Below are 25,442 nucleotides of genomic sequence, written 5' to 3'. Positions count from 1 at the left end.
AAACGGAGAAAATCATGGAACAAGCGCTGATCGTAGTGACCAACGTGCCTGACGCCGAGCTGGCGAAATCGCTGGCGCACACACTGGTGGAGCGCCGTCTGGCGGCCTGCGTGAATATCATGCCTGCGGTACAGTCGATATATCGGTGGCAAGGCGCCGTCGAGCACGCCAGCGAAGTAAGCTTGATGATCAAGAGCACGCAGGCGCGCTATGCGGAACTCGAAGCGGTGATCGTCGCTTTGCATCCCTACGATGTGCCGGAAGTCATCGCGCTGCCGATTGCCGCCGGCTTGCCTGCCTACCTGAATTGGATCGTTGCAGAAACCGGGAAAGAGATGAATGTTTAAGCGTTTGCTGGTCGCCGCATGGGGCGGCTCCTTGATGAAACAGTGGTTGGCGGCGTTGCTGCTGGCCGCTTCGCTGATGCCAGCGACGGCGTCGTCGGAAGAGTATCTTGCCCCGGAAGCGGCGTTCCGTTTTTCCGCCGTGATGGTCGATGCCGGCACGCTGCAGATCACGTATGCGATCGCCGACGGCTACTACATGTATCGCGATCGTTTCCATTTCAAGGCCGACGACGCCACGCTGGGCCAGCCCGATTTTCCGCACGGTAAAGTCAAGTACGACGAGAATTTCCAGAAGGAAGTCGAGACCTATCGCAACAGCGTCAGCATCCGGATTCCGGTCGAGGCGGGGGCATCTGCAGGTGCATTCAGGCTGACCTCGACCGCGCAGGGCTGCGCCGACAAGGGCCTGTGCTATCCGCCGATGGATACCGTGGCGGAAATGTCGGCGAGCACCGTCGGCAAGGTCGTCGGTCCGTCGGACGCATCCGGCAACGCCATCCCTTCCGGCGGCTCTGACATGGACAGGATCGCCGCCGCGCTCAGGAGCGGCAAGTTGCTGACCGTGCTGTCGCTGTTCTTCCTGCTGGGCGTCGGCCTCTCGTTCACGCCCTGCGTGCTGCCGATGGTGCCTATCCTGTCGTCCATCATCGTCGGGGAAGGCGCGCAAGCCAAACGCGGCCGCGGCCTGTTGCTCTCGGCCGATTACGTGCTCGGCATGGCGCTGGTCTACACCGCGCTCGGCATCGCGGCCGGCCTGATCGGCGAAGGCCTGTCGGCGGCGCTGCAGAACCCGTGGGTGCTGTCGGCATTCGCGCTGCTGATGGTCGGCCTGTCGCTGTCGATGTTCGACTACTATCAACTGCAGGTGCCGGCGGCATGGCAATCCAGACTGACCGAGGCATCCGGGCAGGGCGGGGGCAAGCTGGCCGGCGTATTTGCGATGGGCGCGATTTCGGCTCTGATCGTCGGCCCCTGCGTCGCCGCGCCGCTGGCCGGCGCACTGCTCTACATCAGCCAGACGCGCGACGTCGTGCTCGGCGGCAGCGCCTTGTTCGCGATGGCGCTCGGCATGGGCGTGCCGCTGCTGGCCATCGGCGCCTCCGCCGGCGCCTTGCTGCCGCGCGCCGGTGGCTGGATGGAGTCGGTCAAGCGCTTCTTCGGCGTACTGATGCTGGCCACCGCCTTGTGGATGGTGTCCCCGGTGATCCCGGACTGGGCCTTCGTCGCAGGCTGGGCGGTGCTGGGCATCGCCTACGGCGCTTACTTGCTATGGAGCAAGCCGGGGCATTGGGCCGCGCGCGCCTGCGGCCTGGCGTTCGCCGCGCTGGGTGTGCTGCAACTGGTTAGCGTCGCCACCGGCGGCCGCGATCCGTTGGCGCCGTTGTCGCATCTGCGCGGCGGCAAGCCGGCGGCGCACACCGATTTCGTGCGTGTGCGCTCGGTCGCCGAACTCGATGCCGCACTCGCGCAGACCGGCGGCAAACCGGCCCTGCTCGACTTCTATGCCGACTGGTGCGTGTCGTGCAAGGAGATGGAAAAATTCACCTTCACCGATCCGCGCGTGCGTGAGAAATTCGCTCGCATGGTCTTGCTGCAGATCGACGTCACCGCCAACAACGCCGACGACAAGGCCATGCTCAAGCGCTTCCAGCTGTTCGGGCCGCCCGGCATCATCCTGTTCGACAGCCAGGGCCGCGAACTGGCCGGCAAGCGCGTGATCGGCTATCAGAACGCCGACCAATTCTTGCAAAGCCTGCAAGCTTCTTTGCCTTGAGACCGGTCGCAGCGGGCGATTTTCATAGCGCCGCGTTATTTGGTTAATCGTTAATAATTGTTGGGCCGGGACGTCACTGACGTTATAGTGGACGTCCTGAATTTTGTTACCAAGGAGACTGACATGACACTACGTTTGGGCGATACCGCGCCGGATTTCGAGCAAGATTCCTCCATCGGCAAAATCAAGTTCCACGAATGGGCAGGCGACTCCTGGGTGGTCCTGTTTTCGCACCCGGCCGACTTCACGCCGGTCTGCACCACCGAACTCGGCCTGACCGCCAAGCTGAAACCTGAATTCGACAAGCGCAACGTCAAGGCCATCGCGCTGTCGGTCGACGGCGCCGAAGCGCATACCCAGTGGATCAAGGATATCGAAGACACGCAGAAGACCGTGGTCGGTTTCCCTATCGTCGCCGACGTCGACAAGAAAGTCGCCGGCCTGTACGACATGATCCATCCGAACCAATCCGAAACCGCCACCGTGCGTTCGCTGTTCATCATCGATCCGAAGAAGAAGGTGCGCCTGATCATCACTTACCCGATGAGCACCGGCCGCAACTTCGACGAAGTGCTGCGCGTGCTGGATGCGCTGCAACTGACCGACGGCTACACCGTGGCTACACCGGGCAACTGGAAAGACGGCGACGACGTCATTATCCCGTTGTCGGTCAAGGACGAAGAAGTCATCAAGCAAAAGTACCCGAAGGGTTACACCTCGCCGCGTCCTTACCTGCGTATCACGCCGCAGCCGAACAAGTAACCGGGCAACGGGTTCGGGCAAGGCCAGAGAAGCGCTCCTTCATGGAGCGCTTTTTTTATGCCTCTTCCTTCGGCGTCTCGGTGAACTCGTCGATGAACAACTGCGCCACCGATGAACGCATGCCGCCGTGGCGCGTCACCAGTTGGTAAGGCTCGCTGCGCGAATGCAGCGGCAGCGGCAGGATCGTGGTCATGCCGAAGCGCGTGCAGAATTGCGCCACATCGACCGACATCAGCGCGACGAAGGACGGGTTCCTTTGCAATAGCGATAAGGTGGTGAAGGCCGACGTGGTTTCCAGCAAGTGCAGCGGGAAGCGCAGGTTGGCTTCGTGGAATTCGCGCTCCAGCAGCAGGCGCATCGGCATGTTGGCCGAATACACCACCCAGCGTGAATCGGCCAGGTCGGTCAGCTGCAGCGTCTCGCGCCGCGCGAGCGGATGGTGAATGTTGGCCACCACCGCCAGTTTTTCATTGTGGATGTCGATGCTGTCGTACAAGTGCGGCTGCTGGCTGATGCTGGTGCGGCAAATCGCCATGTCCAGCCGGCCCTGGTCGAGCAGGCGCAGCAGCCGCGCGCTGGTGTCCTCGACGATTTCCACCGACAGCGCCGGACGCTTTTCCAGCAGCCGCGTCAGCGCATCGGTCAGCAGCGGCACTGCCCCCATGATGACCCCGAGCGCCAGCCGGCCGCCGTGGCCCTGCAGGATGCCGATCATGTCTTCGCGCAGATGCGCCAGGTCGGTCTGGATCAGGCGCGCGTAGCGGATCACGCAATGGCCGAGGTCGGTGGCTTCCAGGCCGCGGTTGGTGCGCACGAACAACTGCGCGCCCAGGGTGGTTTCGATCTCCTGCAAAGCCTTGCTGGCGCCCGGTTGTGTCAGCGCGACCTGTTCCGCAGCCTTGAGCAGCGAGCCGTGGTCGGCCAGCGCAATGAGCAGGCGCAGCTGCTTCAGGTGGAGGCGGGAAGTGATGGAGCTCAGCGAAGGGATTTCTTGCGTCATGGATATGAATAGTAGTTATAGCTGTATCAGCAGTTCTCATTAGGCAAAGCCTGCCGATTGGCATACAGTTTTGCCTCTAAAGCTTGAATCGCACAGGGAAACCGCCTGATGCGCCGTGTTTCGGAAGCTACCGGCTTCGCCACACGCTGCAAGTATATCTATAACTTTAAGGCTAAGCCCGATGGCATTGATCAATTACATCACCCAAGTCCAGTTCGACTTCGGCGCGCTCGCTCTGCTGCAGCAGGAATGCGACCGCATCGGCATCCGCAAGCCCCTGATCGTCACCGACATGGGCATCCGCAATGCCGGCATCCTCGACAAGGTGGTCGCCCAGCTGAAAGACGGCGCCCAGGTCGCCGTATTCGACCAGACTCCGCCGAATCCGAATGAAAACGCCGTGCGTGCCGCCGTCAAGATGTTCCGCGACGGCGCCTGCGACGGCATCATCGCCGTCGGCGGCGGTTCCTCGATCGACCTTGCCAAGGGCGTGGCCGTCTGCGGTACGCACGAAGGCCCGCTCAAGTCCTTCGCACTGATCGAAGGCGGCCTCGCCAACATCACCGCCAAGACCGCGCCCGTGATCGCCATCCCGACCACCGCCGGCACCGGTAGCGAAGTCGGCCGCGGCGCCATCCTGATCCTTGATGACGGCCGCAAGGTCGGCGTGCTGTCGCCGTATCTGGTGCCGCGCCTGGCGATCTGCGACCCCGAGCTGACATTGAATCTGCCGGCCATGATGACCGCCGCCACCGGCATGGACGCCATCGCCCACTGCCTGGAAACCTTCATGGCGCCGTCTTTCAATCCGCCGGCCGATGGCATCGCGCTGGATGGTCTGTGGCGCGCCTGGGCGCACATCGAACGCGCCACCAAGGAGCCGCACGACCGCGAAGCGCGCCTGAACATGATGAGCGCATCGATGCAAGGCGCCATGGCATTCCAGAAGGGGCTCGGCTGCGTGCACAGCCTCAGCCATTCCCTGGGCGGCATCAATCCGCGCCTGCACCACGGCACCCTGAACGCCATCTTCCTGCCGGCCATCATCGAGTTCAACAAGGATTCGGAATCGGTCATCAAGGAAAAGAAACTGGCGCGCATCGCGCACGCCATGGGACTGGCCGGCGAAGCCGACATCGGCCCTGCAATCAAGGACATGAGCAAGCGCCTCGGCCTGCCGACCGGCCTGGCCGAACTCGGCGTGACCGAAGACATGTATCCGAAGATCATCCAGGGCGCGCTGGCTGACCACAGCCACAAAACCAATCCGCGCGTGGCGTCGGAAGACGACTACGCTCGTATGCTCACCCAATCGATGTAAATCAGGAGAACGATAAAAATGACTCTGCTCGGACATAACTATATCGGCGGCGGACGCAGCGGCGAAGGCGACGTCAAGTTGCTCAGCATCGCAGCGGCGACTGGCGAAGCGCATGCCGTCCAATTCGTGACTGCAACGGAATCCGAAGTCAGTGCTGCGGTCGATGCCGCCAGCGCGGCTTATCCGGCTTACCGCGCTTTGCCGGCCGAAGCGCGCGCCAAATTCCTCGACGCCATCGCGGAAGAAATCGACGCCCTCGGCGACGACTTCATCGCTGAAGTGTCGCGTGAAACCGCCTTGCCTGCAGGTCGCCTGCAAGGCGAGCGCAGCCGCACCAGCAACCAGATGCGCCTGTTCGCCAAGGTCCTGCGCCGCGGCGATTTCTATGGCGCACGCATCGATACCGCTTTGCCGCAACGCCAGCCGCTGCCGCGTCCCGACCTGCGTCAATATCGCATCGGCGTCGGTCCGGTGGCTGTGTTCGGCGCCAGCAATTTCCCGTTGGCGTTTTCGGTAGCAGGCGGTGACACTGCCGCGGCACTCGCGGCCGGTTGCCCGGTCGTGTTCAAGGCGCACAGCGGCCATCTGATCACTTCCGAACTGGTGGCTGACGCCATCGAACGCGCCGTCAAGCGCAGCGGCGTGCCGGCCGGCACCTTCAACATGATCTACGGCGATCGCGTCGGTGCGCAACTGGTCAAGAGCGCCGGCATCCAGGCGGTCGGCTTCACCGGTTCGCTGCGCGGCGGCCGTGCGCTGTGCGACATGGCGGCAGCACGTCCGCAACCGATCCCGGTGTTCGCCGAAATGTCGAGCATCAACCCGATCATCGTGTTGCCGCAAGCATTGGCGACACGCGGTGAAGCGATTGCCCGCGACCTGATCGGCTCGGTCGTGGTCGGCGTCGGCCAGTTGTGCACCAGCCCAGGCCTGGTGCTCGGCGTTCGTTCGCCGGAACTGACGAAATTCATCGAGCATCTGCGCGAAGCGATGGCTGCGCAAACGCCTCAGACCATGCTCAACAGCGCCGGTCTCAAGACCTACGGCGGCGGCGTGGAACGCCTGAGCAAGGTCCCCGGCGTGGTCGCCGTTGCCGCCGGCGGCAGCAGCGATACCCAAGCCGTGCCGCACCTGTTCAAGGCGGAGGCTTCGGTGCTGTTCACCAAGGACGCGCCGCTGGAAGAAGAAGTCTTCGGCCCCGCGACCGTGATCGTCGAGCTGGAAAGCCGCGAACAGCTGATCGATTTCGCCCGCAACATGCACGGTCAGCTGACCGCGACCTTGCAGGCGCAACCGGAAGACCTGCGCGGCCACCAGGACCTGATCGCGCTGTTGGAACAAAAGGCCGGCCGCTTGCTGGTCAACGGCTTCCCCACCGGTGTCGAAGTCAGCGACGCGATGGTGCACGGCGGTCCGTATCCGGCCACATCCGACGCGCGCGGCACTTCGGTGGGCACGCTGGCGATCGATCGCTTCCTGCGCCCGATCTGCTACCAGAACTATCCGGACGAATTGCTGCCGGCAGCGCTGCAAAACGCCAATCCGCTCGGCCTGCTGCGTCTGGTCGACGGTGAACCGACCAAGGCGGCCGTGAACGATCCGCGTGCTGTGTAAGGTATTGAAGAAACAGTGAGCTGAACAGGGAGGCGGTGCGGAATCGCGGATTCCGCACCGTGGCAGGACCATAACAACAGAGGAGACGGGTTTGAAGAAATTTCTGAAACTGGCGGCAATGTCCGCTGCAATGTGCGCAGCATTCAGCGGTAACGCCAACGCAGCCGGCGACACCATCAAGATCGGTTTCATCACCGATCTGTCGGGCACCTATGCCGACATGGACGGCCAGGGCGGCATCGAAGCCATCAAGATGGCGATCGCCGATGCCGGCGGCACCATCAATGGCAAGAAGGTCGAGTTCGTTTTTGCCGATCACCAGAACAAGGCCGACATCGCTGCCAACAAGGCACGCGAATGGTTCGACCGCGACGGCGTCGACATGCTCGTCGGCGGCGTGAACTCAGCAGCCAGCCTGGCCATGGGCAAAGTCGCCGGCGAAAAGAAAAAGGTCTTCATGTCCATCGGCGCCGGCACCACGCGCCAGACCAACGAGGAATGCAACGCCTACACCATCCAGTACGCCTATGACACCACCGCGCTGGCGCGCGGCACGGGTGCGGCCATCACCAAGCAGGGCGGCAAGTCGTGGTACTTCGTGACGGCCGATTACGCGTTCGGCACATCGCTCGAGAAAGACACCAGCGAAGTGGTGAAGGCCGGCGGCGGCACCGTCGTGGGGCAGGTCCGCGCACCGCTGGCGACCTCGGACTTCTCGTCCTTCCTGCTGCAGGCGCAATCCTCCAAGGCACAGATCCTGGGCCTGGCGGTTGCCGGCGGCGACGTCATCAACGCCATCAAGGCGGCCAATGAATTTGGCGTGAACAAGACGATGAAGCTGGCGGGTCTGCTGATCTTCATCACCGATACGCACTCGCTGGGCCTGCAAGTCACCCAGGGCATGTACCTGACCGACGGCTGGTACTGGGACATGAACGACCAGGCGCGCGCATGGGGCAATCGCTACTTCAGCAAGATGAAGAAGATGCCGACCATGTTCCAGGCCGGCGATGCATCGGCAGTGGGCCAGTACCTGAAGGCGGTCAAGGCGGTCGGCAGCACCGACGCCGACAAGGTCATGGATTACCTGCGCAAGAACAAGATCAACGACTTCTTCACCTCCAACGGCGTGGTCCGTCCGGATGGCCGCATGGTGCATGACATGTACCTGATGGAAGTGAAAAAGCCGTCGGAATCCAAGCGTCCATGGGATTACTACAAACTGGTGCAGACGATTCCGGGCGACCAGGCGTACATGACCAAGGCCGAGTCGAAGTGCGCGCTGTGGAAGTGATCCGAAAAGAACAGCAAGGACAGATTTGAAGCAGTAACGTTTCTGAGCAGAAGTCGGCGCAAGCCGATGCATTTCAGCGCATCTCGACTCACGTCGGGGTGCGCTTTTTTTATGCGGCGCTCTGAGCGGCGTCGCGCTGAAGGCGACGCCGGCGGGATTGCTGTTTCAGGTTTATTTCTTCAGATAGCGTGCAATGTCGCGTGCGAAATACGTCAGCACGCCGTCGGCGCCGGCGCGCTTGAAGGCCATCATCGCTTCCATCATGGCCTTGTCGTGATCGAGCCAGCCGTTCTGCGCAGCTGCCTTGATCATCGCGTATTCGCCGCTGACCTGATAAGCGAAGGTCGGCACCTTGAATTCATCCTTCACGCGGCGCACGATGTCCAGATAAGGCATGCCGGGTTTGACCATGACCATGTCGGCGCCTTCCTGCAGGTCCAGCGCCACTTCGCGCAAGGCTTCATCGCTGTTGGCCGGATCCATCTGGTAGGTGTTCTTGCTGCCCTTGCCGAGATTGGCGGCCGAGCCGACCGCATCGCGGAACGGGCCGTAGAAGGCCGAGGCGTATTTGGCCGAGTAGGCCATGATGCGGGTGTAGATGAATTTCTCCGCTTCCAGCGCATCGCGCACCGCGCCGATACGGCCGTCCATCATGTCCGACGGCGCCACGATGTCGACGCCGGCCTGCGCCTGCGCCAAGGCCTGGCGCACCAGCAGTGCGGTGGTTTCATCGTTGAGCACGTAGCCGTTGTCATCCATCACGCCATCCTGGCCGTGGCTGGTGTACGGATCGAGCGCGACGTCGGTGAGGATGCCGAGTTCGGGGAAGCGCTGCTTGAGCGCCGCCACCGCGCGCGGCACCAGGCCGTCGGGATTGACGGCTTCGATGCCGTCGGGGGTTTTCAGCGCGACGTCGATGACCGGGAACAGCGCCAGCACCGGAATGCCGAGCGCGACCGTGTCTTCGGCCACGTGCAGCAACTGGTCGATCGACAGGCGTTCGACGCCGGGCAGCGAGCCGACGGGTGTGCGCAGGTTCTGGCCTTCCTGGATGAATACCGGATAGATCAGGTCGGCGGGCGTGATGATATTTTCCTGCATCATGGCGCGCGAAAATGCGTCCTTGCGCATGCGGCGCATGCGGATGGCGGGGAAGTGGGCGGACTTGGAGGTCGATGACATAGTAGTAGGTGCTCGCTAAACCGCAGGAAGGCTGCAATTCACTATGGCGAACAAGCGGGTTGGCGGCATCGGCCAAGCTTTTCGCCGCAATGTTGCCGGCCTTTTAACTGCGGACAAATTTAAACAATTTCAATTAAAAAATAGTTAAAAGACGATAATTAAAAAATCGATTCGTCCTCTGAAACTTTTCTCCGGAGGGGTGTTCTGACGCATAGGCAATGTATGTTGCCTCCCGCTTCCCCTTCCCTCCCTGAGCGGGGCTCATCGTGCAAACGATAGGCGTTCGCCCTGGAACGGTTTCCCCCCTTCCAGGGCATTTTTATTTGCGGTGCTGCTTTCGGCTCACTTTACTTCAGGGCCGGCGTCACCGGCGGCGCCATCCACTTCATCCTCGTCGGTATCTTCATCATCCGACAAACCCGCCAGTTCCAGAATCTTGTCGTTGGCTTCATCGAGGCCGGTGCGGTTGAGCGCCGAAAACAATTGCGCCGTGAACGGAAACGGTTCGCCCTTTTCATCGACGTAGCTGGCCAGGAAGGTGCGCGCCTGGCGCAACGCATTGGTCGCTTCGTTGCGGTTGAGCTTGTCGGCTTTGCTGAGGATGCAGTGCAGCGGCTTGCCGGTGGGTGCAAACCACTCCACCATCTGGATATCCAGGTCGGTAAACGGCCGGCGCGAGTCGACGATCATCACCAGCGCGGCGAGCTGGTCGCGGCGGCGCACGTAGTCGCCCAGCAGCTCCTGCCAGTGCAGCTTGGCCGAGCCGGACACCTGCGCGTAGCCGTAACCGGGCAAATCGACCAGCAGGGCGCGGATCTCATCCACTTTTGTCTCATCTTTGCGATGCTGCGCCACATGCGCGCCGCCGATGGAGAAATAGTTGATATGCTGTGTGCGTCCTGGCGTTTTTGACGCAAACGCCAACTTTTTTTGATTGCACAGTACGTTGATGGCCGTGGATTTGCCGGCATTGGAGCGGCCGGCGAAGGCGATCTCGGGTACCTGGGTGTTTGGCAAATCACGGAGATGATTCACCGTGGTGAAGAAGCGGGCTTGCCAAAGTTGGGACATAGTAGGAGGAAAATGCATTGAAAGTGGGCAAAAATGCCGAAAAGCTATTGTACAATAAGGGGTTATCTCTTGTTGTGTTGTACTGGGGGAAACACTTTTCAGATGTGCATTTTCCAGCGCACCTGAAAAGTTAGGGAAAGAGGAATCGCGTCGCCAACCTGGCAATTTATTATCACAATCAAGTCTCAGGGTGTTTGAATGAATCGTGCCTTTTCGCCGTTGTTGAAATCCTTGTTCATTGCAATGCTGGCGGTATCTTCCGCAGCATTTGCAGCCGAAGAAAAAAAGCCCGAGCCCGTCGCCAAGGTTGATCCGGCCAAAGGCGAAGCGCTATATACCAACGGCGACGCAGCGCGCAACATTACCGCCTGCGTTTCCTGTCATGGCGCCGCGGGCAATTCGACCATTACCGCCAATCCGCGCCTGGCGGGCCAGCATACCGCCTACATCGTCAAGCAATTGACCGATTTCCGCGCGGCCGGCCGCAGCAACCCCATCATGTCGCCGCTGGCCAAGGCCTTGTCGGATGAAGACGTGAAGAACATCGCCGCGTATCTCAACGCCCAGGCGCCGAAGCCGGGCGCCGCCAAGAGCAAGGACACCCTTGAACTCGGCAAGCAGATCTGGCGCGGCGGCATCGCCTCCAAGAACGTTCCGGCCTGCGCCGGCTGCCACAGCCCGAACGGCGCCGGCATCCCGGCACAGTATCCGCGCCTGGCCGGCCAGCATCAGGATTACACGGTGACCGAACTGACAGCCTTCCGCGGCGGCACACGCAGCAACAGCCCGCAGATGAGCACCATCGCGGACCGCTTGTCGGACAAGGAAATCAAGGCAGTGGCAGACTATATCGCCGGCCTGAAGTAAGAACCAGATGTAAACATCAGATGTAAAAAATCGGGTAGCAACAAATTGGAGGGGGTGGCTGCGAAGCCGCCCCTTTTGCATTTCCGCCATGCCGCCCCGGCCGGCGGGGCAGCCGCTGAAAACTGCATCGCAAGCAGCATCGGGCATCGATAAAGGTAGCACTTATGACAGGCAGTACCGCAGGCATCCAACTGAAGACCCGCCAACGCTGGGTGGCCGAAGTCGTCGAACTGTTTTCCTCGATGCGCTTTGCCATCAGCCTGCTGACGCTGATCGCCATCGCCTCCATCATTGGTACCGTGCTGCAGCAAAACCAGCCGATGCCGAACTACGTCAATCAGTTCGGGCCGTTCTGGTTCGAGGTGTTCGGCAAGCTCGGGCTGTACGCCGTTTATTCGGCCTGGTGGTTCTTGCTGATCATGGGGTTCCTGGTGCTGTCGACCTCGCTGTGCATCGCCCGCAACGGTCCCAAGATGCTCAAGGACATCAGCAGCTGGCGTGAAAACGTGCGCGAGCAATCGCTGCGCAATTTCCACCACAAGGTCGAATGGACCGCCGCCGTGCCGGCCGCCGGGCTGGCGCAGCAACTGGCGCAGCGCATCGGCGCCAACGGCTACAAGGTGAAACTGGTGGAAAAGGACGGCGCCACGCTGATCGCCGCCAAGAAGGGCGCCGCCAACAAGTGGGGCTACATCTTCGCCCACTCGGCCATCGTCATCATCTGCTTGGGCGGGCTGCTCGACTCCGACCTGCCGATCCGCTTCCAGCAATGGTTCTACGGCAAGACGCCGTTCGCCGGCAACGGCGTGATCTCGCAGATCCCGGCCGAGCACCGGCTGGGCCTGGGCAATCCGACCTTCCGCGGCAATACGCTGATTCCCGAAGGCGCCAGCAGCAGCACCGCGATCATCCCGCAGCAGAACGGCGTGATGATCCAGGACCTGCCGTTCACGATTCAGTTGAAGCGCTTCGTCATCGACTACTACTCGACCGGCATGCCGAAGCTGTTCGCGAGCGATGTGATCGTGCGCGACAACGCCACCGGCAAGGATTTCGCCGCCACCATCAAGGTCAATGAACCGCTGATCTACAACGGCATCGCGGTGTACCAGTCGAGCTTCGAGGACGGCGGCAGCAAGCTGCGCCTGACCGGCCATGCAATGACCGGCGCCGCCGACAAGCGTTTCGAGATCGCCGGCGAAGTCAACGGCAGCACGCCCTTGTCGGCTGCCAAGGACAATGAATACACGGTGGAGTGGAGCGGCTTCCGGCCGTTCAACGTGGAAAACATGAACAACAGCGGTAACAGCGGCAACGATGTCCGCAGCGTCAACAAGAGCATCAACAAGTCGTTCGCCGAAGGCCTCGACAAGCATCTCGGTTCGGGCGCCAAGAACGCCAACAGCAAAGACCTCAAGAACGTCGGTCCGAGCGTGCAATACAAACTGCGCGACAAGACCGGCCAGGCGCGCGAGTTCCTCAATTACATGCAGCCGGTGCTGGTCGACGGCGCCTATGTCTTCCTGGCGGGCGTGCGCGATATGCCGGATGAGCAATTCCGTTACCTGCGCATTCCGGCCGATGACGAAGACAGCGTCGACGAGTGGATGCGCCTGCGCGCCGCGCTGGCCAATCCGGGATTGCGCGCGGAAGCCGCAGCGCGGTATGCGCGCCAGGCCATGAAAGGCGAGGGCGCCAATGCTCAGCAGTTGCGCGCACAGGTGGAGCAATCGGCGTTGCGCGGCCTCACCATTTTCGCCGGCGACGGAAAGGAGTCGGGCTACATCGCGGTGTCGCGCTTCATCGAGAAGATCCCGGCCGCCGAGCAAGAAAAGGCCGCCGATATTTTCATGAAGATCCTCAACGGCAGCATGTGGGAACTGTGGCAGGCCGCGCGCGCGAAGGCCGGCCTCAACGCGATCGGCGCCGACGAAAAGCATGCGCGCTTCCTGCAACTGGCGATCAATGCGATGGCCGACGCCGGCTTCTACCATGCGCCGGTGTACCTCAAGCTGAGCGGTTTCGACGAAATCAAGGCTTCGGTGTTCCAGGTCACGCGCTCGCCGGGCAAGAAAGTGGTCTACCTGGGTTGCCTGTTCCTGGTGCTGGGGGTGTTTTCGATGCTGTACATCCGCGAGCGTCGCCTGTGGGTCTGGATCCGCCCCCAAGATGACGGCGGATCGCATTCGCTGATGGCCATGAGCACCCAGCGCAAGACGATGGATTTCGATAAGGAATTCGAATTACTCAAGACGAAGCTGACGCAAACGGCGTAAGCTAGCGTCGGACAACATATAGGCATCGGTGGTATCGCTTATGCCTGCAACGACATATCTCCCGCTTGCCGCACGGGTAGGATGTCGGAGGGCCTGATGCCGCGAGGATGCGCGGCGGGCCCGGGAATTGAACTGGAGATCGAAATGGAATTGAGCCAAACCCACGCTTACTCGCAGGATATCGGCTTTTTCAGGCGCCTGAGCGTGCTCGACTGGATTTACGCGGCTGCACTGGTGGTGGCGTCGCTGTTTGCGCTGAGCCGCTACGGCAGCCACATGGATTACTACGAAAAGGCGGTGCTGCTGCTGGCGGCGCCGACCTTCGCCTGGCTCGGCTGGCACTGGAAATCGGTGCGCTGGCTGATGGCCTTGCTGGCGGTGCTGGCGCTGTCGGCGATCGCCATGTACGGCGGCGCGCTGGACATGGCCGACAAGAAATTCTTCCTCAAATACCTGCTCTCCAGCCAATCCGCGATCCTGTGGATGAGCGCGCTGTTCGTGCTGTCTACGCTGTTCTACTGGGTCGGCCTGGTGGCGCGCTCCGGCACCGGCGCCGCGCTCGGTTCCAAGCTGTGCTGGGCGGCGGTGGTGCTGGGCTTCACCGGCATGCTGGTGCGCTGGTACGAGTCCTACCTGATCGGTCCGGACATCGGCCACATTCCGATTTCCAACCTGTATGAAGTGTTCATCCTGTTCTGCATGATTACGGCGCTGTTCTACCTCTACTACGAAGAACGTTACGCCACGCGCCAGTTGGGTGCCTTCGTGCTGCTGGTGATTTCGGCCGCGGTCGGTTTCTTGCTGTGGTATACGGTCTCGCGCGACGCCGCCGAGATCCAGCCGCTGGTGCCTGCGCTGCAGAGCTGGTGGATGAAAATCCACGTGCCCGCCAACTTCATCGGTTACGGCACCTTCGCGCTGGCGGCGATGGTGGCGGTGGCCTATCTGCTCAAGTCCAAGGGTTACCTGGAAGACCGCCTGCCGTCGCTGGAAGTGCTCGACGACGTCATGTACAAGGCCATTGCGGTCGGTTTCGCCTTCTTCACCATTGCCACCATCCTCGGCGCGCTGTGGGCTGCCGAAGCCTGGGGCGGCTACTGGTCCTGGGATCCGAAGGAAACCTGGGCGCTGATCGTCTGGCTCAACTACGCGGCGTGGCTGCACATGCGCCTGATGAAGGGACTGCGCGGCCAGGTCGCGGCCTGGTGGGCGCTGGTCGGCCTGCTGGTCACGACCTTCGCCTTCCTCGGCGTGAACATGTTCCTGTCCGGCCTGCATTCCTACGGCGAACTGTAGGCGAACCGCACCATGACGACAGCGTTGCCCGGCATTGACCTGATCCTGTTCGACTGCGACGGTACCCTGGTCGACAGCGAAATCGTCGCTGCCGACGCCTGGGTCGAGCACAGCGCGCGCTTCGGCGTCAGCATCACCGCCACCGAGGCGCTGGAAAAATTCAAAGGCGTCAACATGGCCGACTGCGTGGCCGAGATCGAACGCCTTGCCGGCAGCCCCTTGCCGACCAGCTTCGTGGCCGAGCTGCGCGACCTGATGGCGATCATGTTCCGCGCCCGCCTTCAGCCGATCGCCGGCGCGCTTGAGCTGGTGCAGTCGCTGGCCGTACCGTTTTGCCTGGCGTCGAATGCGCCGCGCGACAAGATCGAGCTGTGCTTGCGCGTGACGGGCATGCTGCCGTATTTTGAAGGCCGCATCTACAGCGCCTACGACGTGCAGAAATGGAAGCCGGATCCGGCCTTGTTCCTGCATGCCGCGAGCGCCATGGCTGTCGCGCCGGCACGCTGCGCCGTGGTCGAAGACAGCCTGCCCGGCGTCAAGGCCGGTCTGGCGGCGGGCATGACGGTGTTTGCGCTGCAGTCGGAAGATCATGTGCTGACGCTGCCCGACGGCGTGCACGTGATTCGCGAACTGGCGGAATTGCCGGGCCGCCTGGCGCCGGTCGCCAGTTTCTCCTGAACCTCAGGTTCCTCCGGCACGATCAAATCGGCGAACTTCTGTAAGATGGTGCGGATCAACGCGACCAATGGTCGTCCGCGATTGCCATTGTCCGCCACAGGAGATTCCATGTTCATCAAGCGCCAGATCCGCAACATCGAGGTTCCGCTGTCTTCCGAGATCACGCCGCGTGCGCTGTTCGAATCGCGCCGCGATTTCATGCGCCACGTCGCGGTCGGGTCGATCGCCGGCGGCGCCCTTCTGGAAACCCTGACGCAAACCGCCTTGGCGCAGACGCCGGGAGCGCAGAAGCTGGCCGCCAAGGCCAATGCCGCTTATGTCGTGATGGACAAGCAGACCAGCTTCAAGGACGCCAGCACCTACAACAACTTCTATGAATTCGGCACCGACAAGAGCGATCCTGCGCAAAACGCCGGTACGCTGAAGACCCGGCCGTGGACGATTGCCATCGAGGGCGAGGTGAAGAAGCCGCTGACGCTCGACATCGATGCACTGCTCAAGCTGGCGCCGCTGGAAGAGCGGATCTACCGGCTACGCTGCGTCGAGGGCTGGTCCATGGTGATTCCGTGGATCGGCTATTCGCTGTCCGAGCTGATCAAAAAGGCCGAGCCCACCGGCAGCGCCAAATACATTGAGTTCGTCACTCTCGACGACAAGAAGCAGATGCCCGGCGTCTACGAGCGCGTGCTGCAATGGCCCTATACCGAAGGCTTGCGCCTGGACGAGGCCAACCACCCGCTGACGTTGCTGACGGTGGGCATGTACGGCGAAGTGCTGCCGAACCAGAACGGCGCACCGGTGCGCGTGGTGGTGCCGTGGAAATATGGTTTCAAGTCGGCCAAGTCCATCGTCAGGATCCGTTTCCTCAAGGAACAGCCCAAGACCGCGTGGAACGTGTCTGCGCCGCACGAATACGGCTTCTATTCCAACGTCAACCCGGCCGTCGACCACCCGCGCTGGTCGCAGGCCTCGGAGCGCCGCATCGGCGAAGACGGCTTCCTGGCCCGCAAGCGCAAGACGCTGATGTTCAACGGCTATAGCGAAGTCGCGCCGCTGTACGCGGGCATGGACCTGAAAAAATTCTTTTGAGTGCGCCCATGAATGCGCTGCGCAACCTCAAGCCGCGCCAGGTCGGCATCCTCAAGGGCGTACTGTTCGTATTGGCGCTGTTGCCGTTCGTGCGCCTGATTGCCTTCGGCTTCCTCGACCGGCTCGGCGCCAACCCCATCGAGTTCATTACGCGCAACACCGGCGACTGGACGCTGTATTTCCTCTGCATCACGCTGGCGGTCACGCCGCTGCGGCGCCTGACCGGGTGGAACTGGCTGATCCGGCTGCGCCGCATGCTGGGGTTGTTCTCGTTCTTTTACGTGGTGCTGCACTTCATGACGTTCTTGTGGTTCGACCACTTTTTCGACGTCGGGGAAATGTGGCGCGACGTCCTCAAGCGGCCGTTCATCACGGTTGGCTTCATTGCCTTCGTGCTGCTGATCCCGCTGGCGGCCACCAGCACCAACGCGATGGTGCGCCGGCTGGGCGCGAAACGCTGGCTGTGGCTGCATCGGCTGATGTACCTGATCTTGCCGCTGGGCATCTTGCACTTCTGGTGGATGAAGGCGGGCAAGAACCTGCTGGCGCAGCCGATACTTTTTGCAACAATTGTTTCGACTCTGCTGCTACTGCGTATGTTTTTTAGATTTCAATCGAAGAAAGCATCATAAGTCATTGTAAATAAAATATTTTTCGTATTGCTGCTTTGCAGCAAAAACGGTGCTATTTTATTTTTTCTTGCTACTCCCTGACAAAAAATCGGATTTTGCGTATTCCAAATCGAATTTGGTGCGTTAGTTGACTTACAGCGCGCCAAAAACGCGCAACTGCGATGGCGCCGCAAGGTGTTGATCGTCGCAGAACGCCACGAACGGGAACGTCAGAAGACGTGTAAGGACAGGGTCATGCAAGCAATCGAACGCGATATCGCAGTCAAGAATGCAAAGGGCGGCGTCGCTCATCACCAGCAATATGCGCTCTCGGCCAAGGAAGGCCGTTTCAGCAAGACAGGAAAATCGTTCCGCGCGAAAGAGCGCGAAGACGATTGCTCGGTATACGACAAGTTGCCGAAGCAGATCGACGACATCGTCGAGGGCGAATCGCCCAAGCGTTTCAAGCGCCCTAAAATGGAGAGCGACATCGTCGCACGTTAAGTTTTTCGGGTTGCAGCAGCGGGACTGAGCGCCAGGCGCCAGTCCCGTTTTTCTTCAGCGGGCAGTTTTGCCCGGCGTCAATACCGGGTCGTTCAGTTTTCTTCGCGCGGATCGCGCGACAGCAGCTGCGCCACCATTTCCTGTACCGAAACGCCATCGAACAAGGCGCCGGCCACGGCATCGGTGATCGGCATGTCGATGCCCAGCTCCTGCGCCAGCGAGCGCACCGCCTGCGCGCAGCGCACGCCTTCGGCAACATGGCCGAGTTCGGTCACGATGGCGTCGAGTTTCTTTCCCTGCGCCAGGCCGAGACCGACACGGCGATTGCGCGACAGGTCGCCGGTGCAGGTCAGAATCAAATCGCCGACACCGGACAGGCCCATGAAGGTCTCGGCGCGGCCGCCCAGCGCAATGCCGAGCCGGCTGATTTCCGCCAGGCCGCGCGTGATTAGCGCGGCGCGCGCATTCAATCCCAGTTGCAGGCCGTCGGCTGCGCCGGTGGCGATGGCCAGGATGTTCTTTACGGCGCCGCCGATTTCCACCCCGATCAGATCGTCGCTCGAATAGACTCGCAGGTTGCCGCCGTGCACCGCGCCGACCACACGCTCGCACAGGGCTTTGTCGTGGCTGGCGATGGTCAGGGCGCAGGGCAGGCCGCGCGCTACTTCCTGAGCGAAGGACGGGCCCGAAAGAGCGCTGGCCGGAATCTTGTCGCCCAGCACTTCACGCACGATCTGGTGCGGCAGCAGGCGGGTTTGCTCTTCCAGCCCCTTGCACAGCCAGACGATGTTGGGGATCGGATGATCGCGCAGCATCTCGGCCAAGGCGCGCAGGCCGGATACCGACGAGGCGACGATCAGCAGGCTGTCCTGGCAGGACGTGACGTGATCGACCGTGCGCGCGAAGTCGGCCGTCACAACCAGCGACTCCGGCAGATGGAAGCCGCGCAGGTAGGCCATGTTTTCACGTTGCAGGGAGGCTGTCTGCATGGCCTGGCTGTCACGGCCCCACAGCACGACCTGATGCCGCTGCGCCAGCACGATGGCGAGCGCGGTGCCCCAGGCGCCGGCGCCGAGTATGGAAATATTCATGAAGATTCGCTTGTAGAGGCCGGAATGGGGGGAGTATGCACCAGCTCGCCCGGCTTAATCGCCCCAGACCTCGGAGGTCTTGACGAAGCCGCTCTGGCCGTCGCGGTGCTTGACTTTGACCCAGCCGCCGGACACCGGCGTCGCATCGGTCAGTTCCAGCAATACGTTCTTATCAGCGCTGAACACGGTGGGGCTGTTGTCGTCCGCCGCCGCATGGATCCTGGCGTTGGCGACATTGACCACGACGTTGCGCTTGGCAGTCAACGATTTGGACATGACCCACGACAGCGTACCCGCCGCATCGCGCACCTTGCTCCACTCGCCATAGGTCAGGACCACTTCGACCGGCATGCCGCGCGGCGCCACGAAGACGCGGCGGCCTTTTTCGGAAGGGGCGTCGTACAGCACGGCCGGCGCCGCGCCGACCGACTTGAAGTCGAGCGCCAAGGCGGGCGCTGCTACGGCCGAGCCGAGGATCAGGGCGGAAAGGATGAGAGGGGAAAATTTCATGGACTTGCTCCGCTGGAGAGGTTGAGGCCGTACATGGCGCGGTTGGTCGCCGTGTACGGCATCGGATAGCAGGGTGACAATAGCTGGTGAAGCGCCGGCCGCAGCGCGCTCCGCGCGGAGCGGAGCAGCGTGCGGCGGATGGAACGAGATCAGTTGACGGTGGTGGTGCCGTTGACCAGCGTGCCGTCGGTCTGTTGTTCGGCCAGCGCCTGCAGGCGTTGCTGGTAGAACACTTCGAAATTGATTTCGGCCAGGTGGATCGGCGGGAAACCGGCGCGGGTGATCACATCGGCAATGTTGGCGCGCAGGTAAGGATAGATGATGTTCGGGCAACCGATGCCCAGCAGCGGATCCAGTTGCTCGGCAGGAATGTTGCGCACTTCGAAGATGCCGGCTTGCTTGCCTTCAACCAGGAACGCGACCTTGTCCTTGACCTTGGCGGTCACGGTGATGGTGACGGTGGATTCGAAGATGCCGTCGGCCAGCGCTTCGGCGCCGACGTCGACTGCCACTTCGATCGCAGGCGCATCCTGTTCAAGGAAGATCGCCGGGGAGTTCGGTTGCTCCAGCGACAGGTCCTTCAGGTAGACGCGCTGGATCTGGAATACGGGTTGCTGTTCAGCTTGTTGGTTCTCTTCCGCCATGGAATGCTCTCGTTTCAGGTTGGATTGTTTGATCGTTGGATCGTTGGATTGATACGGATAAATCAGTTCGGAACGGCTCAGCCCTGCAGCAGCGGATCAAGACCGCCGGCGCGGTCCAATGCGCTGAGGTCGTCGAAACCGCCGACGTGGGTATCGCCGATGTAGATTTGCGGCACCGTGCGGCGGCCGGTCTTCTCCATCATGATGTCCTTCTGCTGCGGATCGAGGTCGACACGGATCTTTTCGATGTCATCGACGCCCTTGCTCTTGAGCAGACGCTCGGCCATCATGCAATAGGGGCACACGCCGGTGCTGTACATGAGGACGCGCGCTGTCATTTTGCCGCCTTCTGGCTGGCGGTCGGCAAGCCTTGCGCCTGCCAGGCCGCAATGCCGCCGGTCAGGCCGTGCACTTCGGTGAAGCCGGCCTTCTTGAGGATGCCTTCAGCCTTGGCGGTCTGGGTGCCGGACTGGCACACCACGATGACGTTCTTGCCTTTGAACTTGTCGAGTTCGGCGATGCGTTGCGACAGGTCCTTGAGCGGGATGTTGCGGGCGTCGCGCAGGTGGGCGGCATTGAATTGCTCCACGTCGCGCACGTCCAGGACCAGCGTCTTGCCGGTGTTGATCAGTTGGGTGGCTTGCAGCAATGTCAGCTTGCTGCCGCGCTGTTGCAGGAAGGGAATGAGCAGCGCGCCACCGGAAATGATGACCAGGCCGATCAGGAAAATATTGTCTACGATGAATTTCACGGGATCTCAATGGGTTTACTGAATCCCGGCATTATAAAATAGAAGCTGACACGCTATTTGATTCTTCCATTGCTATTTTCTGATCTCTTCCCGTTTCTTCCTATTTCTCACGAATCCACACTATGTACAAAATCGTTTTCATGCGCCACGGCGAGTCGACCTGGAACCTCGCCAACCGTTTCACCGGCTGGGTTGACGTCGATCTGACCGAAAAAGGCGTGGCCGAAGCCAGGCAGGCCGGCAAGCTGCTCAAGGAAGCCGGTTTCACTTTCGACCAGGCCTACACCTCGGTGTTGAAGCGCGCCATCCGCACGTTGTGGACCACGCTCGACGAAATGGACCTGATGTATCTGCCGGTGCAGCACGACTGGCGTCTTAACGAGCGCCACTACGGCGCGCTGCAAGGCCTGAACAAGGCGGAAACCGCCGCCCAGTACGGCGATGAGCAGGTGCTGGTATGGCGCCGCAGCTACGACACGCCGCCGCTGCCGCTGGAGCCTAGCGATCCGCGCGCGTCCTACAACGATCCGCGCTATGCCAACCTGAGGCGCGAAGACATCCCGCTGACCGAATGCCTCAAGGACACGGTGGCGCGCGTGCTGCCGGCCTGGAACGACACCATTGCACCGGCCATCCGCGCCGGCAAGAAGATCATCATTTCGGCCCACGGCAACAGCCTGCGCGCGCTGATCAAGTACCTGGACGGCATCAGCGACAACGACATCGTCGGTCTCAACATCCCCAACGGTCAGCCGCTGGTGTATGAACTCGACGCCGACCTCAAGCCGATCAAGAGTTACTATCTGGGCGACCAGTCGGCCATCGATGCGGCGCTCAAGGCCGTGGCAAATCAAGGGAAATCGAAATAACTAAGCTTTTTTGCATGACTAACGTACTGTGGCGCCGGCGCGCCGGCAGCCCGGCAGTTCTCGGCGCTGCGGCCTTGGCCGCGGCCTTGTGCCTGCCGCTGCCGGCCGCCGCCCAGATTACCGAACGCGCCAAACAAAAGCAGGTGGCCGAGAAGGAACGCGCCGACCTGCAGCAAAAGCTGGCCAACCTCAAGCGCGATATCGACAAGACCGAGACCGCCAAGGGCAATGCCGCCGATGCGCTGGCCGAGTCGGAGCAGGCGATTTCCAAGGCCAACCGCTCGCTGCGCGAACTCAGCCAGGAGCAGGCCGGCACCGAAGCCAAGCTCAATGTGCTGGTGAAGCAGCAGGCCGAACTGTCCGGCGTGGTTAACAGCCAGCAGGCGCAATTGTCGAAACTGCTGCGCGACCAGTACGTGGCCGGCAACGAGGATCGCATCAAGCTGCTGCTGTCGGGCGACAATCCCAACCGCATCAACCGCGAGCTGCAATACATGGGCTACGTGTCGCAGGCGCAGGCGAAACTGATCGAGACGCTGCGCGTGAACCTGCAGGCCATCAAGGACAACAAGGCCGCGACCCAGAACGCCAAGTTCGAACTGGAAGAAATCGCCCAGGAAGAGAACGAGCAAAAGAAACTGCTGGAGAAGGAAAAGGCCAAGCGCGGCACGCTGCTGGCGCAGCTGTCGACCAAGCTGAACTCGCAGCGCAAGGAAGTCGGCAACCTGCAGCGCGACGAGCAGCGCCTGTCCGGCCTGGTCGACAAACTGGCGCAATTGATCGAAGACCAGAAAAAGGCCGAAGCCGCGGCGCGCGAAAAACGACGTCAGGAACAATTGGCCAAAGCCAAGGCTGAACACGAACGGCGCGCAGCCGCGGCCCAGCAAGCCAAGGCCGCACCGGGAACCAAGGTCAAGCCGGCGCCGTCGGACACCATCGACGACGACGAAGCGCCGCAATCGCTGGGCCGCAACGAGGCCACGCCGTCGCCGGAAGAAAATTTCGGCAAACCGTTCGCCAGCCTGCGCGGCCAGTTGCGCCTGCCGGTGCGCGGCGACCTGATCGCCAAGTTCGGCGGCAAGCGCGGCGACGGACCGAGCTGGAAGGGCCTGTTCATCCGCACGCCGGAAGGCTCGGAAGTCAGGGCCGTGGCGGCTGGGCGGGTGGTGTATGCGGACTGGCTGCGCGGTTTCGGCAACCTGCTGATCATTGATCACGGCAACCAGTACATGACGATTTATGGCAATAATCAGTCCGTTCTGAAGCGGGCGGGGGATCTCGTCAAAACCGGAGATGTCATCGCCAGCGCAGGCAATAGCGGCGGCAATGAGCAATCGGGTTTATACTTTGAAATGCGGCATCAGGGCCGCGCTTTCGACCCACTGGGCTGGGTAACTACTAGGTGAAAAATGGGCAGCAAACTCAAGAACGTTGGACTTATCAGTTTGGGCATGATTGCAGGTGTGGCTGCTTCGATGCAATTCGACGCCATCGCGCAAAAGAATGCGACGGCGCCGTTGCCGTTGGAAGAATTGCGGCAACTGACCGACGTGTTCGGTCTGATCAAGTCCGATTACGTTGAGCCGGTCGAAGACAAGAAACTGCTCACCGAAGCGATTTCCGGCATGGTTGCTTCGCTCGATCCGCATTCCGCCTACCTCGACAAGAAGGCCTACAAGGAGCTGCGCGAAGGCACCATGGGCAAGTTCGTCGGCCTCGGCATCGAAGTCGGCATGGAAGACGGCTACGTCAAGGTAATCTCGCCGATCGAGGATTCGCCGGCCTACCGTGCCGGCATCAAGGCGGGCGACCTGATCACGCGTCTCGACGCCACGCCCGTCAAGGGACTGACGCTCGATGAAGCCGTCAAGAAGATGCGTGGCGAACCGAACACCAAGATCACGCTGACCATCGCCCGCAAGGACGAGGACAAGCCGATCATCCTGAGCATCACCCGTCAGGAAATCCGCGTGCAAAGCGTCAAGTCGAAAGTGGTCGAACCCGGCTACGCCTGGCTGCGCGTGACGCAATTCCAGGAACCGACGGTTGACGACATGGCCAAGAAGATCCTGGCGATCTACGCCCAGGAACCGAACCTCAAGGGCCTCGTGCTCGACCTGCGCAACGATCCGGGCGGCGTGTTGCCGGGCGCGATCGGCGTGTCGGCCACCTTCCTGCCCAAGGATGCAGTGGTGGTGACCACCAACGGCCAGCTGCCGAGCTCCAAGTCGAGCTTCCTGGCCAAGCGTGAGTTCTACGCCTCCAACCCGCTCAACGATCCGCTGTCCAGGCTGCCTGACGCGATCAAGAAGGTGCCGCTGGTGGTGCTGATCAACTCCGGTTCCGCTTCGGCTTCCGAAATCGTGGCCGGCGCGCTGCAGGATTACAAACGCGCCACCATCATGGGCACGCAGTCGTTTGGCAAAGGCTCGGTGCAGTCGGTGATCTCGCTGCCACCGGACAAGCTGACGGCGGTCAAGCTGACCACGGCGCGCTACTACACGCCGAACGGCCGCTCGATCCAGGCGCGCGGCATCGTGCCGGACATCATGGTGGATGAATACGCCGACGGCGACGGCCTTAACGGCCTGCGCCTGCGCGAAGCCGACCTGACCAAGCATCTGACCAACGACAAGGACAAGGACGCCAAGGAAGTGAAGGCATCCACGGTCGACGAGAAGGAAGAAGAACGCCTGATCGCCCAGGAAAAGAAGCGCAAGCCGCTCGAGTTCGGCAGCAAGGACGACTTCCAGCTGGCGCAGGCGCTCAACCACCTGAAGGGCCAGCCGGTCCAGGTGTCCAAGGTCAAGCCTGAAATCCGCGACGAGTCCAGCAAGGACGACAAACCGGTCAAGGACATCCGCAAGGACAACAAGGCGCCGCCGGAAAAGATCGAGAAAAAATAAGATCGTAAATTGCGTTACATTAAGAGGGCTGCAAACATGCAGCCCTCTTTCATTTCATCGCCACCATGAACGACCAGCAGCTGCTGCGCTACTCGCGCCACATTCTCCTCGACGAGATCGACATTGCCGGACAGGAAAAACTGCTGGCCGGCCATGCGCTCGTCATCGGCGCCGGCGGTCTGGGGTCGCCGGCGGCGATGTATCTGGCATCGGCCGGCATGGGCAGGATCACGCTGGTGGATGACGATACCGTCGACCTGACCAATCTGCAGCGGCAGATCATGCACACCACCGGTCGCGTCGGTCAGCTCAAGGTGCGGTCGGGACAACAGGCGCTCCAAGAAATCAATCCCGAGATCGACATCGTCGCCATTGCCGAGCGCGTCAGCGACGCCCGTCTCGGCGAGCTGGTGCGCAGCGCCACCGTGGTGCTCGACTGCAGCGATAATTTCGACACCCGCCACGCCGTCAACCGCGCCTGCGTCGCCCACAAGGTGCCGCTGGTATCGGGCGCGGCGATCCGCTTCGACGGCCAGATCAGCGTGTTCGATCCGCGTTCGGGAGCGGCGCCGTGCTACGCCTGCCTGTTTCCACCTGATCAGAAGTTCGATGAGGTGCAATGCTCGACCATGGGCGTATTTTCGCCGCTGGTGGGCATCATCGGCACCATGCAGGCGGCCGAAGCGCTCAAGCTGACGGCCGGGATCGGCGAATCGCTGGCCGGACGGCTGCAGATCCTCGACGCCCGCAACATGGAATGGACCACCATTCGGCTGGCGCGCAACCCGGCTTGCCCGGTGTGCGGCGCTGCACATCCGGCCTGACCGCGTCGGGCAGGCCCCAGGCGGGCACCGGCGGGTACGGCGCAGTGTGTGAAGTGCTATTTATGCGCCAAGTTCTGGTATACACTGTATTGGATTTGCGTGCCGGATGACACGCTTCCCATCTGCGTGTCATGGCGTGAGCCAGGCACGATCGTCGATTG

General features: G+C 61.7%; 25 protein-coding genes. 17 read left to right on the top strand and 8 right to left on the bottom strand.

The window, feature by feature from the left end; genetic code table 11:
- Positions 1–14: 14 nt before the first annotated feature.
- From cutA to F506_RS21490, 3 genes are all read left to right on the top strand, one after another.
- Positions 15–347 carry a divalent-cation tolerance protein CutA gene (gene cutA / locus F506_RS21500; protein WP_053200834.1) on the top strand — a complete coding sequence of 111 codons (333 nt, stop codon included), beginning with the start codon at positions 15–17 and terminating at the stop codon, positions 345–347.
- On the top strand, positions 340–2,121 hold the full coding sequence (gene dsbD / locus F506_RS21495; protein WP_053200832.1) for a protein-disulfide reductase DsbD: 1,782 nt from the start codon (positions 340–342) through the stop codon (positions 2,119–2,121). The genes cutA and dsbD overlap by 8 nt, the downstream gene beginning before the upstream one ends.
- Positions 2,122–2,244: 123 nt before the next feature.
- A complete protein-coding gene (locus tag F506_RS21490) occupies positions 2,245–2,883 on the top strand; it encodes a peroxiredoxin (RefSeq protein ID WP_053200830.1) in 639 nt (212 codons plus the stop codon).
- Positions 2,884–2,938: 55 nt separating this feature from the next.
- Here F506_RS21490 and F506_RS21485 read toward each other — a convergent pair whose 3' ends face one another.
- Positions 2,939–3,883, bottom strand: coding sequence for a LysR family transcriptional regulator (locus F506_RS21485; protein WP_053200829.1), 945 nt, complete (start codon positions 3,881–3,883; stop codon positions 2,939–2,941).
- A gap of 181 nt (positions 3,884–4,064) precedes the next feature.
- Here F506_RS21485 and F506_RS21480 point away from each other — a divergent pair, with 181 nt between their 5' ends.
- The 3 genes from F506_RS21480 (at position 4,065) to F506_RS21470 (ending at position 8,112) form a co-directional block, all read left to right on the top strand.
- A complete protein-coding gene (locus F506_RS21480; RefSeq protein ID WP_053200827.1) occupies positions 4,065–5,204 on the top strand; it encodes an iron-containing alcohol dehydrogenase in 1,140 nt (379 codons plus the stop codon).
- An 18-nt stretch (positions 5,205–5,222) separates the two neighbouring features.
- On the top strand, positions 5,223–6,818 hold the full coding sequence (locus F506_RS21475) for an aldehyde dehydrogenase (NADP(+)) (RefSeq protein WP_053200825.1): 1,596 nt from the start codon (positions 5,223–5,225) through the stop codon (positions 6,816–6,818).
- A gap of 118 nt (positions 6,819–6,936) precedes the next feature.
- Complete coding sequence (locus F506_RS21470) at positions 6,937–8,112, top strand: ABC transporter substrate-binding protein (RefSeq protein WP_407638249.1); 1,176 nt, start codon at positions 6,937–6,939, stop codon at positions 8,110–8,112.
- A 171-nt stretch (positions 8,113–8,283) separates the two neighbouring features.
- On the opposite strand, the gene hemB is transcribed toward F506_RS21470, so the two are convergent.
- Both hemB and yihA read right to left on the bottom strand, forming a co-directional pair.
- Complete coding sequence (gene hemB, locus F506_RS21465; RefSeq protein ID WP_053200823.1) at positions 8,284–9,294, bottom strand: porphobilinogen synthase; 1,011 nt, start codon at positions 9,292–9,294, stop codon at positions 8,284–8,286.
- A gap of 342 nt (positions 9,295–9,636) precedes the next feature.
- Complete coding sequence (yihA, locus tag F506_RS21460; RefSeq protein ID WP_053200821.1) at positions 9,637–10,365, bottom strand: ribosome biogenesis GTP-binding protein YihA/YsxC; 729 nt, start codon at positions 10,363–10,365, stop codon at positions 9,637–9,639.
- Positions 10,366–10,563: 198 nt separating this feature from the next.
- Here yihA and F506_RS21455 point away from each other — a divergent pair, with 198 nt between their 5' ends.
- From F506_RS21455 to F506_RS21425, 7 genes are all read left to right on the top strand, one after another.
- The gene (locus tag F506_RS21455; protein WP_053200819.1) at positions 10,564–11,232 is read left to right on the top strand and encodes a c-type cytochrome; all 669 of its coding nucleotides are present in this window, start codon (positions 10,564–10,566) and stop codon (positions 11,230–11,232) included.
- 164 nt (positions 11,233–11,396) lie between these two features.
- A complete protein-coding gene (locus F506_RS21450) occupies positions 11,397–13,508 on the top strand; it encodes a cytochrome c biogenesis protein ResB (RefSeq protein WP_053200817.1) in 2,112 nt (703 codons plus the stop codon).
- Positions 13,509–13,652: 144 nt separating this feature from the next.
- On the top strand, positions 13,653–14,804 hold the full coding sequence (gene ccsB, locus F506_RS21445; RefSeq protein ID WP_053200815.1) for a c-type cytochrome biogenesis protein CcsB: 1,152 nt from the start codon (positions 13,653–13,655) through the stop codon (positions 14,802–14,804).
- Between the two features lie 12 nt (positions 14,805–14,816).
- Complete coding sequence (locus F506_RS21440) at positions 14,817–15,482, top strand: HAD-IA family hydrolase (protein WP_053200813.1); 666 nt, start codon at positions 14,817–14,819, stop codon at positions 15,480–15,482.
- Positions 15,483–15,590: 108 nt separating this feature from the next.
- A complete protein-coding gene (gene msrP, locus F506_RS21435) occupies positions 15,591–16,571 on the top strand; it encodes a protein-methionine-sulfoxide reductase catalytic subunit MsrP (RefSeq protein ID WP_053200811.1) in 981 nt (326 codons plus the stop codon).
- An 8-nt stretch (positions 16,572–16,579) separates the two neighbouring features.
- A complete protein-coding gene (locus tag F506_RS21430; protein WP_053200809.1) occupies positions 16,580–17,203 on the top strand; it encodes a protein-methionine-sulfoxide reductase heme-binding subunit MsrQ in 624 nt (207 codons plus the stop codon).
- 234 nt (positions 17,204–17,437) lie between these two features.
- Positions 17,438–17,686 (top strand): hypothetical protein, encoded by a 249-nt coding sequence (locus tag F506_RS21425; protein WP_053200807.1) that lies wholly within the window; start codon positions 17,438–17,440, stop codon positions 17,684–17,686.
- A gap of 92 nt (positions 17,687–17,778) precedes the next feature.
- On the opposite strand, the gene F506_RS21420 is transcribed toward F506_RS21425, so the two are convergent.
- From F506_RS21420 to F506_RS21400, 5 genes are all read right to left on the bottom strand, one after another.
- Positions 17,779–18,777 (bottom strand): NAD(P)H-dependent glycerol-3-phosphate dehydrogenase, encoded by a 999-nt coding sequence (locus F506_RS21420; protein WP_053200804.1) that lies wholly within the window; start codon positions 18,775–18,777, stop codon positions 17,779–17,781.
- Between the two features lie 54 nt (positions 18,778–18,831).
- The gene (locus tag F506_RS21415; RefSeq protein ID WP_053200802.1) at positions 18,832–19,287 is read right to left on the bottom strand and encodes an SH3 domain-containing protein; all 456 of its coding nucleotides are present in this window, start codon (positions 19,285–19,287) and stop codon (positions 18,832–18,834) included.
- Positions 19,288–19,436: 149 nt separating this feature from the next.
- On the bottom strand, positions 19,437–19,931 hold the full coding sequence (gene secB / locus F506_RS21410) for a protein-export chaperone SecB (protein WP_053200800.1): 495 nt from the start codon (positions 19,929–19,931) through the stop codon (positions 19,437–19,439).
- Positions 19,932–20,008: 77 nt separating this feature from the next.
- Positions 20,009–20,269: a glutaredoxin 3 gene (grxC, locus tag F506_RS21405; RefSeq protein ID WP_053200798.1), complete on the bottom strand. Its 261-nt coding sequence runs from the start codon at positions 20,267–20,269 to the stop codon at positions 20,009–20,011.
- Complete coding sequence (locus tag F506_RS21400) at positions 20,266–20,682, bottom strand: rhodanese-like domain-containing protein (protein WP_053200796.1); 417 nt, start codon at positions 20,680–20,682, stop codon at positions 20,266–20,268. The genes grxC and F506_RS21400 overlap by 4 nt, the downstream gene beginning before the upstream one ends.
- Before the next feature lie 122 nt (positions 20,683–20,804).
- On the opposite strand from F506_RS21400, the gene gpmA reads away from it, so the two are divergent.
- From gpmA to F506_RS21380, 4 genes are all read left to right on the top strand, one after another.
- A complete protein-coding gene (gene gpmA, locus F506_RS21395; RefSeq protein WP_053200794.1) occupies positions 20,805–21,551 on the top strand; it encodes a 2,3-diphosphoglycerate-dependent phosphoglycerate mutase in 747 nt (248 codons plus the stop codon).
- A 14-nt stretch (positions 21,552–21,565) separates the two neighbouring features.
- The gene (locus F506_RS21390) at positions 21,566–22,957 is read left to right on the top strand and encodes a murein hydrolase activator EnvC family protein (protein ID WP_235471275.1); all 1,392 of its coding nucleotides are present in this window, start codon (positions 21,566–21,568) and stop codon (positions 22,955–22,957) included.
- 3 nt (positions 22,958–22,960) lie between these two features.
- On the top strand, positions 22,961–24,457 hold the full coding sequence (locus tag F506_RS21385) for a S41 family peptidase (RefSeq protein ID WP_053200792.1): 1,497 nt from the start codon (positions 22,961–22,963) through the stop codon (positions 24,455–24,457).
- 65 nt (positions 24,458–24,522) lie between these two features.
- A complete protein-coding gene (locus F506_RS21380) occupies positions 24,523–25,281 on the top strand; it encodes a HesA/MoeB/ThiF family protein (RefSeq protein WP_053200790.1) in 759 nt (252 codons plus the stop codon).
- Positions 25,282–25,442: the final 161 nt, after the last annotated feature.

This window comes from Herbaspirillum hiltneri N3 (assembly GCF_001267925.1).
GTDB classification, from domain to species: Bacteria; Pseudomonadota; Gammaproteobacteria; order Burkholderiales; family Burkholderiaceae_D; genus Herbaspirillum; species Herbaspirillum hiltneri.
Note: the sequence above shows the minus strand (reverse complement) of the source record. Positions and strands in the feature narration are given on the sequence as shown.